Annotated in this window: 14 protein-coding genes; all 14 read right to left on the bottom strand. The window is 54.4% G+C overall.

From position 1 onward, the window contains the following. Positions 1-91: 91 nt before the first annotated feature. The 14 genes from HNP49_RS09825 to HNP49_RS09890 all read right to left on the bottom strand — a co-directional run bounded on the left by HNP49_RS09825 (position 92) and on the right by HNP49_RS09890 (position 14,841). Positions 92-358 (bottom strand): hypothetical protein, encoded by a 267-nt coding sequence (locus HNP49_RS09825; RefSeq protein WP_184682804.1) that lies wholly within the window; start codon positions 356-358, stop codon positions 92-94. 65 nt (positions 359-423) lie between these two features. Next, positions 424-759, bottom strand: coding sequence for a ComEA family DNA-binding protein (locus HNP49_RS09830; RefSeq protein ID WP_184682805.1), 336 nt, complete (start codon positions 757-759; stop codon positions 424-426). An 87-nt stretch (positions 760-846) separates the two neighbouring features. Further along, complete coding sequence (locus HNP49_RS09835; RefSeq protein WP_184682807.1) at positions 847-2,847, bottom strand: nucleoside-diphosphate sugar epimerase/dehydratase; 2,001 nt, start codon at positions 2,845-2,847, stop codon at positions 847-849. An 80-nt stretch (positions 2,848-2,927) separates the two neighbouring features. Continuing rightward, complete coding sequence (locus tag HNP49_RS09840; RefSeq protein ID WP_184682808.1) at positions 2,928-3,944, bottom strand: glycosyltransferase family 4 protein; 1,017 nt, start codon at positions 3,942-3,944, stop codon at positions 2,928-2,930. After that, entirely contained in the window at positions 3,944-4,903 is a 960-nt protein-coding gene (locus HNP49_RS09845; RefSeq protein ID WP_184682809.1) for an SDR family oxidoreductase, read from the bottom strand. The genes HNP49_RS09840 and HNP49_RS09845 overlap by 1 nt, the downstream gene beginning before the upstream one ends. Before the next feature lie 5 nt (positions 4,904-4,908). Further along, complete coding sequence (gene wecB / locus HNP49_RS09850) at positions 4,909-6,033, bottom strand: non-hydrolyzing UDP-N-acetylglucosamine 2-epimerase (protein ID WP_184682811.1); 1,125 nt, start codon at positions 6,031-6,033, stop codon at positions 4,909-4,911. Next, a complete protein-coding gene (locus HNP49_RS09855) occupies positions 6,026-7,036 on the bottom strand; it encodes a polysaccharide biosynthesis protein (RefSeq protein WP_184682812.1) in 1,011 nt (336 codons plus the stop codon). The genes wecB and HNP49_RS09855 overlap by 8 nt, the downstream gene beginning before the upstream one ends. Before the next feature lie 11 nt (positions 7,037-7,047). Then, positions 7,048-7,923 (bottom strand): SDR family oxidoreductase, encoded by an 876-nt coding sequence (locus HNP49_RS09860; protein WP_184683435.1) that lies wholly within the window; start codon positions 7,921-7,923, stop codon positions 7,048-7,050. 4 nt (positions 7,924-7,927) lie between these two features. Next, a complete protein-coding gene (locus HNP49_RS09865) occupies positions 7,928-9,154 on the bottom strand; it encodes a glycosyltransferase family 4 protein (RefSeq protein WP_184682814.1) in 1,227 nt (408 codons plus the stop codon). A gap of 5 nt (positions 9,155-9,159) precedes the next feature. Continuing rightward, positions 9,160-10,287 carry a glycosyltransferase gene (locus HNP49_RS09870; protein WP_184682815.1) on the bottom strand — a complete coding sequence of 376 codons (1,128 nt, stop codon included), beginning with the start codon at positions 10,285-10,287 and terminating at the stop codon, positions 9,160-9,162. Then, positions 10,284-11,783 (bottom strand): lipopolysaccharide biosynthesis protein, encoded by a 1,500-nt coding sequence (locus tag HNP49_RS09875; RefSeq protein ID WP_184682817.1) that lies wholly within the window; start codon positions 11,781-11,783, stop codon positions 10,284-10,286. The genes HNP49_RS09870 and HNP49_RS09875 overlap by 4 nt, the downstream gene beginning before the upstream one ends. Then, positions 11,773-12,969: an O-antigen ligase gene (locus tag HNP49_RS09880; RefSeq protein ID WP_184682818.1), complete on the bottom strand. Its 1,197-nt coding sequence runs from the start codon at positions 12,967-12,969 to the stop codon at positions 11,773-11,775. The genes HNP49_RS09875 and HNP49_RS09880 overlap by 11 nt, the downstream gene beginning before the upstream one ends. Further along, on the bottom strand, positions 12,959-14,137 hold the full coding sequence (locus tag HNP49_RS09885) for a glycosyltransferase (protein ID WP_184682820.1): 1,179 nt from the start codon (positions 14,135-14,137) through the stop codon (positions 12,959-12,961). Before HNP49_RS09885 ends, HNP49_RS09880 begins: the two co-directional genes overlap by 11 nt. After that, positions 14,134-14,841: a hypothetical protein gene (locus HNP49_RS09890; RefSeq protein ID WP_184682822.1), complete on the bottom strand. Its 708-nt coding sequence runs from the start codon at positions 14,839-14,841 to the stop codon at positions 14,134-14,136. The genes HNP49_RS09885 and HNP49_RS09890 overlap by 4 nt, the downstream gene beginning before the upstream one ends. Between the last annotated feature and the right edge of the window lie 86 nt (positions 14,842-14,927).

Here is a 14,927-nt window from a genome sequence, read left to right on the forward strand (position 1 = left end):
ACCTGGGGCTTTTTTGTTGCAGGACACTTTTCCGCCAGCGAATGAGACAAGTCCGCACGCCACATCAAAATTACGCTGCCCTACCGATGCATTAGGGCAGCAAACGTACCTGCTGATCATACTCACGCTGCTGCCTCTCCAGATGCGCCACCAGCGACGCCATTGGGTGTGCCTGCTGTTTGCCAATCAGGATATACAGCTCGACCAGAAGCAGGGCCTGCCGGTCGTAATCAGCGTCTGAGATCGGCGGCAAAAGATAGGGCTTCAGCGCATCCCAACATTGCGCCAGCATCAGCAAGAGTTCCTGAACTTCTGGGTAGACCTTGTAGCCTTCCGAGTAATCCGGCAGAACATTCATCAACCACCCTCCACAAGCAAAACAGGCCGATCAATGATCGGCCTGCAGGGTCACTTAATGGCTATTCAGTTCACACTGAGCTTGTCGCGGTTCTTGTCCAGCGTTGCCGCACCGATACCCTTCACTTCCAGCAACTCATCAACCGACGCAAATGGGCCATTGGCATCGCGATACTCAACAATAGCCTTGGCTTTGACTGCCCCGATACCATTGAGCTCGCGATCAAGAGTCGCGGCGTCAGCCGTGTTGATGTTGATAAGTGATGCCTGCGCGGACTCAGAAGCAGACTGACTCTGCACCACAGCAGGCTGCGCCGGAACAGCAGACTCATTGGCAGCGGCAAAAAAGGAAGAACAGGCAATAACGGCAAATACGAGGGAATTAATAGCAGTTTTACGCATGATAGAAGCTCCTTTTCATTTTGGATTGCGGCGTACTTCCCGAGCCGCAATCCAAAATTAGCTTCATTCAAGAGCTTGTCAAACCACTCAGTGCAACTTCTGCTGGCAGTGAATCCAATCGACGATTTCGCCCTCCGGCACATAGCCGTTGACGGTTTGCCTGAGCAACTGGCGCACACGCACATAGTCATCTGCATCAATGGCTTGCAGAAGTTCCGCCAGAAGCTGCTTCAGGGATTCCCAGGTAATGAACTCTTCCTGCGCTCGCAGGATCATCGGGTGCTCAGTCGGCAACACACTCTCCCCGATCAGCAACTCCTCATAGAGTTTTTCCCCAGGGCGCAACCCCGTGAACTCGATAGCAATATCCCCATGCGGCTTTTCAGCATCGCGCACAGTGAAGCCAGACAAGTGAATCATCTTCTCCGCCAACTCGACAATTCTCACTGGCGCCCCCATCTCCAAAACAAATACATCCCCCCCCTGCCCCAAAGAGCCGGCTTGAATCACCAACTGTGCAGCCTCTGGAATCGTCATGAAATAACGAGTGATATTGGGATGAGTAACGGTGACAGGACCTCCGCGCTTGATCTGCTCGCGAAAAAGCGGGATTACAGAGCCTGATGAACCCAGCACATTGCCAAAACGCACCATGGTGAAGCGGGTCTTATTGACCCGATGAACAGCCTCGGCATCGCCAAACAACACAGGCGCTGGCTCAACACTCAGCGCCTGCAAGACCATCTCGGCGAGGCGCTTGCTGCTTCCCATGACATTGGTCGGCCGCACGGCCTTATCGGTTGAAATCAGTACAAAGTTGGACACCCCTGACTTGATCGCCGCCTGCGCCGTATTTACGGTCCCCAACAGGTTGTTCTGTACACCCTCAGCGACGTTATGCTCAACCATAGGTACATGCTTGTATGCCGCCGCGTGGTAAACCGTATCGACACGCCATTGCTGCATCACATCCAGCAAACGCTGGGGATTACGAATGGAACCAAGTATTGGCAACAACTGAATCGGTAAAGCCTCGCGAGCAATCCGCAGCTCAAGCTCGCGGTGAATCCCGTAAAGATTGAACTCTGCATGCTCAAACAGAATCAGCAGTCTGGCCCCCGAAGAAAGGATCTGCCGGCATAACTCCGAGCCGATGGAACCACCGGCCCCGGTAACCATCACCGTCTTCCCCTTGATACAGCGCTCAAACAGCTCTGGCTGGGGAGGCACCGCATCCCGTCCCAACAGGTCGGAAATGTCCACCTCCTGCAAGTCGTCTACCCTGACTTTCCCACTGGCCAGATCCATGAATCCCGGCACACTGCGCACATGCAGCGGATAGGACTCCAAAGCAGCAAGAATCTCCTTGCGTCGCGAACGAGACGCAGAGGGAATCGCCAGCAACACCTCCTGCACAGAAGTTTCGTCGATCATTTGCTGGATATGCTTGGGCTTGTAGACCCGGAGCCCGGCGATAACACGATTAGCCACGCCGTCATCGTCGTCAATGAAAGCAACCGGACGCATTGAGCGCCCCATACGCAAAGCAGCAACCAACTGGTTTCCTGCCGAACCCGCACCATAGATGGCAACCGCCGGTAAGCCATCCTGCTTGCCGGGCAACATTTTGAAATCCAGATTCAGCCAGTTACCGAGAAAGAACTGACGCATGAAAAGACGTAAACCACCGATGAGGCAAAGACTCAGCCACCAGTAGTTGAAGACCATTGATCGAGGAACGACAGCTATGGGGTCCTTGACCCAATAAACCGCCAGCGCCATCAGCAAAGAGCTGAGGCTGACTGCCTTGAAAATAGCCAGCAACGCATCATTACCAAGATAGCGTAGAACGGCACGGTACATGCCAAAGCGGATGTAAACCGGCAATGCAATTACAGGCGCCAGCGAAAACAACCAAGCATGCTGGGAGAAAGGATGAACTTGCTGTGCATCGCCCAAGCGGATGACGAATGCCGACCACAAAGCAAGCCAGATTAATAAGGTATCACTGACCAGCTGCAGGATACGTTTATAGCGCCTTGGCAAAGCCACCAAGCGATTACGAACCCGCCCCAATAGTTTCGACATACCTGCCACCCAGCAATCATCCCTACTAAACAACGATTGTACTTTAGGGCGATGCTACCCAGACAAACTGTTTGGTGACCTTATGGCGTCGACAGACTGCCAGCTCGGTACTTTATTGCCAACCCGATCAACGGCACGTAAGCCAGTAGCATACCCACAGCTCCGTCCCCCTCCCCCACACCGACCCACACCGCGATCGGCAATAGCCAGAGCAGGTTCAAGGCCGCAACGCCTAATGTCACCGGCAAATGCTGCCCAAACTGTCTTGATGCATGCTGGTAGGCATGACTACGGTGCGCCTCGTAGACCTTATCGCCTCGCAGCACACGTCGGAACAAGGTCCAAGTGGCATCAACGATGAAGACCCCGAGCAAAATCAACCAACTCCACAACAATTGAGGCGCTACCCAAGAGGCTTGCAGTGAAAGCACCCCCAGAGTTATGCCGAGAAACCCACTCCCCGCATCACCCATAAAGATGCGTGCCGGTGGAAAGTTCCAAAATAGAAACCCAGCCACAGCCACAGCGAGCAGCAGTGGTGCCACAACAGCGGTCGACTCCCCAAGCAACACATAGAGCAGCGCGCCACCCAGGCAAACGCTGATCGCCTCGACACTGGCAATACCATCGATACCATCCATGAAGTTATACAGGTTAAGCAGCCAAACCAGATAGAAGGCTGCCAACACATAGCCCAGCCAGCCCAGCGCCAAATCGCAGCCAAAAATCACAACACTCGGCAAGCCTCCCATCCAGGCTAGCGCCCAGACAGCTCCGATGAAATGCGCCAACAAGCGCCAGCGCGCAGGGATATGACCATGATCATCAAGAAAGCCCACCACAGCGACCCACGCACCAGCGCCCAGCAGCCCCCACATCGCAGTCCAAGACAAGACATCAAAAAGAACCATCAGAGGTAGAGCAGCCAGAAAACTGAGGACAATTGCTATACCGCCACCACGAGGAGTTGGGGTCGTGTGCGAACTGCGAGCATTCGGCATGTCCATCAAGCTGTTATGCAGAGCATAACGCCGCGCTGCAGCCGTCAAAAGAAACGAAATCCCAGCAAAAAAAGGCAACAGCCAGTAAATGCTCATCACGATTGATGCTTCCAGAAACTTTCAGCGGTCCGCCGCAATGCCTCATCAACGCCAATCGGCGGCGACCAATTGAGCAACTCTTGCGTTTTACTGATATCGACCTCCAAAGAGCCGCACAAACGCTGTGCTAGCGCTCTTTTTCCCAGTAGGCCGGCGCCTGCTTCAAGCAGTCGCACAGGAACAGGTAGCAACCACGCCGACTTGCCAAGCGCAAACGCCATGCGACGAAGCAACTCCGTGGTAGACAGATCCTCACCATCACTTACCAGGAAAGTCTGATTCGCCGCCGACGGGTGCTCAATGCAAGTTGCGATCAGATCCACCAGATTGTCCAATGCGACCAGGCTGCGACTGTTACAGGTGGCCCCCAGAGGCAAGGGAACACCCTTGCTCAACCAACGCATCATGCTCAAAAAGTTAGCCTTAACACCTGGCCCATAAACCAGTGGTGGGCGGACAATCACCACTTCAAGCCCGGTTTCCTTTGCCAACGCCCGCAATCCCTCCTCCGCCTCAAGCTTGGATATTCCATACGGATCCATTGGCTCAGGTGTCGACTCTGCACAGTACGGCCTGCCAGGCGATGTACTCTCACCATTAACCTTGATGGAGCTGACAAACACGAAGCGGCGAACACCAGCCTCTACAGCCTGTCGAGCTAGGCATAAGGTTCCCTCTACATTGGCACGACGGAACTCGGCCAGCGGATCGGGGGCCTCCTCACTCATCACATGCACACGCGCGGCACAGTGGACAACAACCTCTATGCCACTCAGAGCCGAACGCCAATCTGCGCTCGCCCCCAAAGTTGGAGCGATACATACATGCAGATCAGCGGGCACATCTACCGGCAATTGGCGCATAGCACTGCGCAAGGTATGTGCGCTCTCTGCGAGCAAACGCGCCTGGACGGCACGACCGACAAAGCCACTGGCCCCCGTTAACAAAACTTGCATAATTACTATTTGCACCACACGGTACGGTTTACGTATTCGGTATAACTGAGCACAACACGCACTACCTGCAGCGATACCGCCCCACCAGCGTAATCGGGTACTAATGGAATTGTCCGTTTACCGAACTGATGCTGGCGGGTGATAACCCTGACTGCCGCCAACACCGAGTCACTCTTCAGACCACTCATGATCAAGGTGCCTTCATCCATCCCCTCTGGTCGCTCATGAGCATTGCGGAGCGTCACTGCTGGCAAATTGAGTAGAGAGGCCTCCTCAGTAATCGTGCCGCTATCAGACAAGACGCAGAATGCTGCCATCTGCAACTTGATGTAATCCAGCAGACCGAAAGGCTTGACGAAACGAAGCAGTGGATGCTCCAACGACTCACCGAGCTCAGCTAAGCGCTTGCGAGTGCGAGGATGGGTCGAAACAACTACCGGATAACCGTACTCGTCCGCCAGCGAACGCAGTGTCTTCAGCAGGTCGCGCAAGTTCTCCGGGGTATCGACATTCTCCTCTCGATGAGCACTGACGATGAAGAACTTCCCAGTTTCCAGCCCCTCACGCCTTAATACATCAGACTGCTCGATCTTCGGCATGTAATACTCAAGTACTTCATGCATGTGCGAGCCAGTCTTGATAATTGTTTCAGGACGTATACCTTCGGCAATAAGATAACGCCTAGCATGCTCGGTGAGTACCAAGTTGATATCAGATAGATGGTCAAGCACCTTTCTATTCAGCTCTTCAGGCACACGCTGATCGAAACAGCGATTACCCGCTTCCATATGAAATACCGGAATTTTGCGACGCTTGGCAGCTATTACCGCAAGGCAAGTATTGGTATCGCCGTAAAGCAACAGCGCATCAGGTCTCTCCAACTCGAACACTGCATCAGCCTTGGCGATCACCTCGGCTATGGTCTGCGCGGCAGTCTCGCCGATCGCTCCGAGAAAATGGTCCGGTTTTCGGATTTCAAGATCATCGAAGAAGACCTGATTCAGTTCGTAATCATAATTCTGCCCAGAATGCACCAGCACATGATTCACCTGGCGATCAAGTTCCGCAATAACCCGACTCATCTTGATCAGCTCGGGACGGGTCCCGACCAGGGTCATGACCTTAAGCATCAAGCTGCTCCTTGATATAGTCGAGCTTGAGGAGCAACTTCTTGATAGCCGGTACATCAAGGCGTTCGGTGTTGTGCGACGTGTAATCATCGAAATCGGAGATCTTCTCCTCGCCCTCAACAAAATACTTTTTGTAGTTGAGATCTCGATTATCTGCAGGGATTCGGTAGTAACGCCCCATATCCTCCGCCTTAGCCATCTCCTCCCTGGAAACCAAGGATTCGTAAAGCTTTTCACCATGCCGGGTACCGATTACGCGGACAGAATTTTCTCGACCAAACAGCTCCTTGAGAGCCTGAGCCAAATCGCCAACGGTTGAAGATGGCGCCTTCTGTACGAACAGATCGCCTTGCTGTCCATGCTCGAAAGCATGCAGTACCAAATCCACGGAATCTTCCAGAGACATCAGAAAACGCGTCATCTGCGGATCGGTGACTGTCAGTGGCGCTCCAGCACGCATTTGCTCGACGAACAGTGGGATCACCGACCCACGCGAGGCCATCACATTGCCATATCGCGTTGCACAGATAACGGTCCCGCCCTCGGGAATCATGCGCGACTTCGCAACCATCAGTTTCTCAGCCATCGCCTTGGAAATGCCCATGGCATTGATTGGGTAAACAGCTTTGTCGGTCGACAACACGACTACCCGCTTCACGCCATTGGCGATTGCGGCATTAAGTACATTCTCTGTCCCACTGATATTAGTGCGTACGGCCTCCATGGGATAAAACTCACAGGAAGGCACCTGCTTGAGCGCTGCAGCATGGAAGATATAGTCAACACCAACCATGGCCTGCTTCAGGCTGTCGTAATCGCGTACATCGCCTATATAAAATTTTACTTTGTCATTTGAAAGTGCAATTCGCATGTCCTCCTGTTTTTTCTCGTCACGGGAAAAAATGCGAATTTCCTTGACTGCGGTATTGAGGAACCTCCGCAGCACCGTATTACCGAAGGAACCAGTTCCCCCGGTGATCATCAAAACCTTGTTCTCAAACATAATGAAATTCCTTAAACAGACTGCAGGTACTTACGCCCTGCATGCATCCGGCCAACCAACTCTGGCCAAGATGGTGCAATGTAACCGGTGGCTGAGCCGAAACGCAGGGCTTGCAGAGAGCGATCGATGCACACCTGACGATCCTCGATGATCTCAATGTTCTTGCCGTACTCACACGCGACTAGAGACAGCAGATCGAGCTTGCTGATGGGTTCGGCAGCAACATGGTAAAGGCCCTTCAACTCAGGCTGAGTCAAGACATGATCACGGATGACGTTGGCCAGCTCGATGGTGGGCAAGCCCGAGAAGATAGCTTGCGCATAGCCCTTGGTCCGTCCTTCCTGAGCCAGGAACCAGTCGATGAGGGACCGTTGCGAGTTCAACTCATGCCCGATGATCGAAGTGCGCAGAGTGACCGCATTGTCAAAGTCATGCAGTTCGCCAATGTACTTCGACTTGCCGTACAGGTCCTCCGCATCCGAGACACTTTCCTCCGTATATCCGCCATCTCGCCCGGAAAACACGCAGTCCGTGCTGACATGGATAACCCGCGTCCCGCTCAACGCACAAAGACGAGCCAGACGATGGGGAAACAGGGCATTGATCGGCAGGACCTGAAGGGGATCCTCAGCATTGCTTTGCTGCTTGATGATCCCCACGCAGTTAACCACTACGTCGGGCCTAGCCCACTGCAGAACCCTAACCAGGGCGTCGGAGTCCTCGGCATCGAAGCCCTCGATCAACAGTTCCTGCTGCTGTGCAGAAAAATATCGACGACCGCTAGCGCTGCGCATCGCCCCCACTGTCTCGTAGCGAGAGTCGTCCCCCAACACCTTGAACAGCATGTGCCCAAGCATGCCGGTCACGCCCAGTACCAGAACTCTCAACACATCACCCCCTGAGCCGTTTGAAAATGTTTGTCAATCGCTCGGCCAACTGGCCGATCTCGAAATGCTCACGTGCATAGACATGCCCAGCCTGCCCCATCGCTTCGCGAGCCGAATCAGGCAGTTCGCCGATTTCGACGATACGCCTTGCCAGAGCGGCGCCATCCTCCGGCGCACAGGAAAAGCCTGCGCCTATGTCCTCGATCAGGCGCGCCGCCACGCCCGGAACCGAGGCTATCACCGGCCGCCCCGCAGCCAGGTAGACCTGTACCTTGCTGGGGATCGTGTAGGCAAAAATCTCTTCATCACGCAAGGTCACCAGCAAGGCCAGGCAACGCGCATAGAGTGCGGGCATCGATGCAGACGGCAACTGCCCCAGGAGAATGATATTGCTCAAGCGGCGCCGCTCGACTTCAGCCTGCAGCCAGGCATGCCGACTCCCACTCCCAGCAATCAACAAGCGGACATCGCTGCCATTGGCCAGACAATCTGCGGCATCCAGCAGCGTCTCCAGTGCCTGGGCGGCACCCAGGTTGCCGGCGAACAGGACGCAAGGCCCCGCAGCCAGCGCGGACTCCACATGGGCGGGAAGCTGCGCATTATCGTCCTTGCTCCAGTAATGGCTGGGTACCGGATTGGGATACTCAAGCGTCCTGGCTGTCGGGGCATGCCGCCGAACCGACGACTCGAAAGCCGGCGACTGCAGCAACAGCACATCGCATGCCGCATACAGCACGCTCACCATGCGCGCCACCAGCCAGAGCGCCAAGCGATTGGAGACGAAGCCCGTGGCAGACAGGCTTTCGGGCCAGAGATCCTGCACCCACAGCGCCAGCGGCGCACGCTTGATCAAGCGCGCGACAATCCCGGGGATGACGGCGGTGATCGGCGATGGAGCGAAGACCAGTACGCCATCGAAGCGGCGGCCACGCAGTTGCACCGGCAAGGAGAGCGCGGCCGAAATGGCGAAGCCCATGTAGTTACCAAATAGGCGCAGTGCGCCCCCCCCGCCCCGAGGCACGATAGGGACGCGGAATACATCTACCCCATCGAAAAGCTGCTCATGTTGCCAGCCCATCGCCCTGTACCCAGGTTCGACACTGCCGCTCGGGTAGTTTGGCTTTCCCGTGAGCACGGTCACTTCGTGCCCCTGGGCAAGAAGTTCGCGCGCCAAATCGTTGATGACGAAGTTTTCCGGCCAGAAATACTGGGTAACGAGTAAATAGCGCAACTCGACTACTCCAGGTAGATCCAGTCAGGCTTGGGAACTGCCTGCTGCAAAAGCCATTGATAAGTACTCTGGTAGAGAGCCGCCACCTCTTGCCACGAATAACGCTGCGCGTAGGCCCTGGCCAGGCTGCCCATAGCCAGCAATTCCTGCGGAGCCAGTGTCAAAGCCTCGCCCAAGGCCTCGGCCAATGACTGCACGGAGTTGTCCACCATCCAGCCCATGCCCTGCTCACGTAGGACGGACCATGGCGTTGCGCTGGTCGTGATGACTGGCAGTCCGGCCATCATGGCCTCCGCAACCACTATGCCGAAATTTTCCCCACGTGACGGCAGAACGAAAAGATCAGCCTGTTGATAGGCCGCCCACTTCGCAGGACCGTGCAAAGGCCCAACAAACCGGACGCTCTCACCAAGCCCTAACGACGCGGCTTTTTCCTGCATTATCTGCAGATAATTCGAACCTGGGTCAGGTGCACCGGCGATACAGAGTTCGAACGAATGCCCTGCGGGCAGCCTGGACCAGGCCTCGAGCAAATCGTCGAGGCCTTTGACCGGAGCGATCCGGGACAGGAAAAGCACACGCCGCCGCTCATTTACCTGGCGCGGCAGTCCCAGTTCTAGCCCTGTAGGATCGACCGCATTGGGAATGACCGCCACAGGATTTCCCAGACCTCGCGCACGAACGCCCAGGTACTCCTGATGAGAGTTGACCACCAGCAAGTCGGCCTGGCCCAGCAGCCTCCGCTGATAAAGATGCCAGGCCAGCAACTTCTTCACGACCTTGTGACGGAAGGCCCAAGGCTCCAGCATGCCGTGGGGGCTGAAGACTAACTTGGCGCCATGCCGCCTGGCCAGACGCGCACATTGGAGTTCGAAAGGCGTCCAGAGGCCATGAATGTGGAACAGCCGGAGAGGGAAATCCCTGTAACTTATTTGAGCGGCATGGTCAAAGTCGACCTCATGGCTCGAGAGTTGCTGACTGCCAACCTGCGAGATCACCCACGGCTCAAACTCCGTTTCCATCTGAGCTAGCTGGGCCTGCAAGGGGACAACCACCTTGGCAATCCCCCCTCCGCTGGCACAACTGGCATCGCGCACGCAGGAAACCAACAATGACTTGTTGCTGCGACTCACTGTAAATATCCCTTTTTATGCACGAACACCGTCATCAGCACAGCCATCCCCCCCATGAGCGACAAGGGCAGAGCAGCCATCAACAGGGCCCTTACCTCTCCGAGGGCGGCAGGATCATATAGCGAGAACAGCCCGCTGAATAGCAGACAACACAGTGCATACAGCAGCAAGCAGACAGCCCCTTGAATACGGCATCGCCAAATTATCAAATCGCTGCTCAAAACATAGCGGTAGAGCAGAACCAGAGTACAAAGGTTGTAGACAAGCCACACCCAAGCGACTCCCGGCACTCCCTGCCACCCATAGAGCAGCGGCACCGCCAGCAATAGCAGAGGCACTGCGACCCAATTCATAACCGAGACGAAACGAAGCCGCCCACTGGCCAAGAGCATGGCAAATGGAATGCACTGAATCGACTGGAGCAGAGACCCAAGGAACAACACAGGAAGCAGCCCCCCCACGGGCGCCGCCAGATCGTCGGGCAAGATCATACGCAAGGGAATTGCCACATGAAAAGCTGACCAGCTAGCCAACCCTGTCACCAGCAGCGCGCCACCCCAGACACTGAAGACAAAGATGCGGGAAATCTCGCGCCTATCGCCCTGCGCCATCAGCATGGAAAAGCGGGGAAAGAGGACGGCCTGCAGTGCAGACGAGAAAATGTAGGCCCCGCCGGCAAGAGCCGAAGCAACCGCATAGTCGGAGAACTCGGCAAGTGGCAGAGCCGCACTCAAATAAAGCTTGTCGTACTGCAATATCACGGCAGACGAAGCCGAGAGGGCCAGCACTTTTACCGAGAAGGCAAGACTTCTCTGCAGATACGCCGTTCCAGGCCTGAAGCCGAAAAAGGGTTGCGGACGCAAGAAATAACCCCACAGTAACAGGGCGAGGTAGGCCAGTTGCACGATCAGAAAGCCGAGAAAAAGATCGACAATCCCTCCGTCGCTCAACCATATGTAAAAAGCGACCCCGAATACCCTCACCAACGAATAAACAATATACAAGGCATTCAACGCCAGATGCCGCTCATGCCCTTGTAACGCAGCCTGTAGAAGGAATACCGGGAAGTTCAGCCCAATAAACGCCCCCATTAGAGCAATAGCCCCAGACAGATCCGAAACTGGCAACTGCGAACTCGTCAGCCACTGGCTCGCCAAAAGGGGGGACAGACCATACAGGATCAAGGCGATCAGCATCCCCAGTAGCGAGGCCGCAATCAGATTGGAGATCAATAGTGAATCCAGATAGCGAACACCGCGCGTATAGCCCTTCCTGAACGAGCCTTTGTAGAACGCTATCTGCCTAATCAATGCACTGCTCATGCCTGCCTCGAGCAGCATGATGACTACCTGCAGCGAACTGAAGAAACCCACGAGACCTACACTTTCCCTCCCCAGCAGATGAGAAAAAAGAGGAATTTGCACAAAACTGGCCAGAGCATATACCAGCTTCCCGACAAAGCTGAGGGCAAAACCCCAGTTGAAACTATTCTTCATGTGCAGATGAGCGCCTTGCCGCCAACAAGCACAGCCCGTAGGCAAACAGCAGCTCGAAAGCAGCCACACCGATGACATTCTCGAACAGTGCATACAATAGCGTTACAAAGATTGAAACTTTCAGCAGTCGATCCTCTGCCGGCAGAAGCGGAGAAGTCCAACGAAATGAAAGCAGGATCATCAAAATATAAAAAAATAACCCCAACAGCCCAAACTCAATCCAGCGCGCCAGAATAAAGTTATGAACTCCCCACTCCGCTCGGGTCCAGAGCATCAATTCCTGATAACTGGTAAAACCTCCAGGCCCCCAGCCATACAGTAAATTAGTACTGAGCAAATCCCAGCCGAGCCGCCAGAGATTGATGCGTGCAACTAGGCTACCAAGCCCCGGCACGAACTCCATTTTCTGAAGATATTCGCCTGGCAGACACATGAGCAGCAGCCAAGCGAACAACATGCCGACACCAACAATACTAAGCAGGAAATAGAAATTAACCCTTCTCGACAAGACCGTGATCACCGTCGCCAGCATGAAGAAAAACAAACCGAACTTAGACAGAGTGACCAGCAACGCCACCAAGAGCCCGCCCCATACCCAACGTGCATGCACCCAGGCAAACGGCACAAAGAAAACAATAAATACCGCAAGCAGATTCGACCCCCCTAGGGCAGTAGCGATTTCCCCTTTGCTGGCCGTCATCTCGGCCCACCCTGCCTCAAAGAGAATCGGCAGCAACTTCCACAATGAACAAGCGATGATGCTTAACGAAAGCATCATCGCGGCTATCAGCAGAGGCTTCCTTACACTTATAGGGGCAAAAAGATCGCGAAAGACATACTGGACAGCAAGCATGCCTCCTATCGGCAAAAGGCTGACTAGGTTCCTTTTCAAGGAAACCCACTCGACAGCCAGCGAAGAAATCAACCCGGCGAGCAAGATTGCACAGGACAGAGAGAAGAAGATCAGTGCTCGCCAGGAAAAACACAGCCGCCGCGGCGAACAAAAATCAAAAGCGCAAAGAAGCGCCACAGGCAAAAGCGCCACAGGCAGCGTTATGGAGCTGCCTGCCAGCCATAACTCCAGATTCCCCAGCACAACCAAGAGCGGGAAAATGTAAAAAAGGCCGCGTCTCGCTGAGACCAGCCACTCAGGACTAACCGCAGACCAAGGGAGATCACTTGCCATTCAAATGAGCTCGAGCGACCGCACCAATACGAGCATCGAGACAACACCTTGCCTCATCCACACCAGAGAAAACCCCTAGCACCTCACGCCCATTGCTAGCGCTGGGATGAGCAAGCCGTTGGAGCTTCCCCCAGAGCCACTCCCAGGAAATCAAAGGCAAGGATGCAATGCTCCTCATCACGCCCCCGCCGGAGTTAGCCTGGGCAGCCTGCATGATCGCCTTGCGATATTCCCTGTGATTGAACAGCGCCAATGCATACAGGCGCGGCCAATTGAAACGATCCAGCAAATCCTCACGCCCGCAGGCTACAAGAGTCTCCCAGGCGGCATGAGACCAGACAGTTTCAACCGAGAAAAAATGCGGAATATGTTCGGGCCAGCGCAGGTTTTTGAACGGCCGCATGTGTTCATCAGTGCGCAGATCACCCTTGTGCGACTTCAACGCACTTCTTCCAGTATTGCTCCCCCCGGAGGCACCAGGCAGGGTGAAAGGAATATCCAGCAGGAGGAATTTTTCCGTAGCCAGCGCCAAGGCAACCGCGGCTGACATATCGGGGCTTGTCCCCCAGAAAAGCCGCCCATTGGCGAGCACAACCCGCTGAATCAACTCCCGGCGCACCAGGCCATGATAGAGCTTCGGCAAGCCATCAGTGCCCTGCCCCGCTCGCAAAAGAAGGCCTTCAAGCGCCTGACTGGAATCGACCCAGCGAGATTTGCCGGTGAACGCCTCCAGATATAAACGTCCCGCGTGTGCAGCACCCAACAGGTTCGTGCGGAAGTCTGGCCAGGAATAAGCTGCCTTGACCTGCGGAGTGATACAGTCAACCGTCCGACCTCTGGCGTACTCAGCGACGTCCAAGATCAACGAAGAAACCGAATCATCGTCGCCAATCAAGCAGACATATTCACCCCTGGCATACTCAAGTGCCCGCTCATGATTATCCGTCATCGATAGCCGCTCGGCGCAGTGCCGATAAAGCAAGCGACTGTCGTTCACAGTTGCAACCCAAGTACGTAAACGGCAATCGTCTGTACTGGTATCGTGAACAATCACCTGCAGCCTGTCTGACTCAATCGCCAAAAGACTCTTGACACAGGAAATCGCATAAATTGAACGATTATGCGTGGGAACAACAACCGAAACCAGATAATCAGCCAACACACTCATCTGAAATCTTCCACAGAAACCGTATCTATACGTGCGCTCAAGAGCACATATAGAAATACCAAAAGAAAAATAAAGAGAAACGCCAGCAGCAGCGAAAACAATACACGCACCGGCCTAGCACCAAGCTTATCAATACCCTCGCTAGAGAAGCGCTCTACAATCTCGGAAGGCTCCAGATTATTCAACTGCGCCGTAACATAATATATATTCGCCTTGATATCAGCTCTCTGCTGACCACTCAAAGACGCACCACCAAAATCTAGGCGCTTCTGCTCTAATCCTACGACATTCACCAAATTTTTCCGAATCACGAGCAAATGCTGTTCTTGGTGACTCAACAAAGCCTTCAGCAAATCTTGATGCATCTTTTCAATCTTATCTTCATACCCCTCATCGGCACGCGTAATAATGCGAATGAAACGACTACCAGGCTTATTAGTAAAGACAACCTGAATATTACCCCACTGCTCCCCCATGATCTCCTCGCCAATAGTTGGAAGCAATTTCAGCCGGGCATATTCAGCAAGCTGTTCAGGCTTATCTATCGGAGTATCGATAGAACGTTTCCCCACCAAAAAAACAGAAACATATTCTCGCCTAGCCACCTCCGGCGACAAGGCGAAGTAGAGGACTGCACTCGAACACAAGAAGACGATGAGCAGGATACAAAAGCGACGAAAGCCAAGAACTCCCAGATTTATCAAGGCAGTCTCCCTAAAAAGCAAAAAGCCACATGAGCAGCCCTCATGCGGCCGATTCCCATCATTTTGCCAACCCTGGCCCAGTTACA

The sequence above is a fragment of the Pseudomonas fluvialis genome, assembly GCF_014207935.1.
Taxonomy (GTDB): Bacteria; Pseudomonadota; Gammaproteobacteria; order Pseudomonadales; family Pseudomonadaceae; genus Aquipseudomonas; species Aquipseudomonas fluvialis_A.

What these genes read in the sequence shown, in the direction of transcription:
- HNP49_RS09825 (WP_184682804.1), bottom strand. Translation starts at nt 358, where the DNA reads ATGAATGTTCTGCCGGATTACTCGGAAGGCTACAAGGTCTACCCAGAA.
- HNP49_RS09830 (WP_184682805.1), bottom strand. Translation starts at nt 759, where the DNA reads ATGCGTAAAACTGCTATTAATTCCCTCGTATTTGCCGTTATTGCCTGT.
- HNP49_RS09835 (WP_184682807.1), bottom strand. Translation starts at nt 2,847, where the DNA reads ATGTCGAAACTATTGGGGCGGGTTCGTAATCGCTTGGTGGCTTTGCCA.
- HNP49_RS09840 (WP_184682808.1), bottom strand. Translation starts at nt 3,944, where the DNA reads ATGAGCATTTACTGGCTGTTGCCTTTTTTTGCTGGGATTTCGTTTCTT.
- HNP49_RS09845 (WP_184682809.1), bottom strand. Translation starts at nt 4,903, where the DNA reads ATGCAAGTTTTGTTAACGGGGGCCAGTGGCTTTGTCGGTCGTGCCGTC.
- wecB (WP_184682811.1), bottom strand. Translation starts at nt 6,033, where the DNA reads ATGCTTAAGGTCATGACCCTGGTCGGGACCCGTCCCGAGCTGATCAAG.
- HNP49_RS09855 (WP_184682812.1), bottom strand. Translation starts at nt 7,036, where the DNA reads ATGTTTGAGAACAAGGTTTTGATGATCACCGGGGGAACTGGTTCCTTC.
- HNP49_RS09875 (WP_184682817.1), bottom strand. Translation starts at nt 11,783, where the DNA reads ATGAAGAATAGTTTCAACTGGGGTTTTGCCCTCAGCTTTGTCGGGAAG.
- HNP49_RS09880 (WP_184682818.1), bottom strand. Translation starts at nt 12,969, where the DNA reads ATGGCAAGTGATCTCCCTTGGTCTGCGGTTAGTCCTGAGTGGCTGGTC.
- HNP49_RS09885 (WP_184682820.1), bottom strand. Translation starts at nt 14,137, where the DNA reads ATGAGTGTGTTGGCTGATTATCTGGTTTCGGTTGTTGTTCCCACGCAT.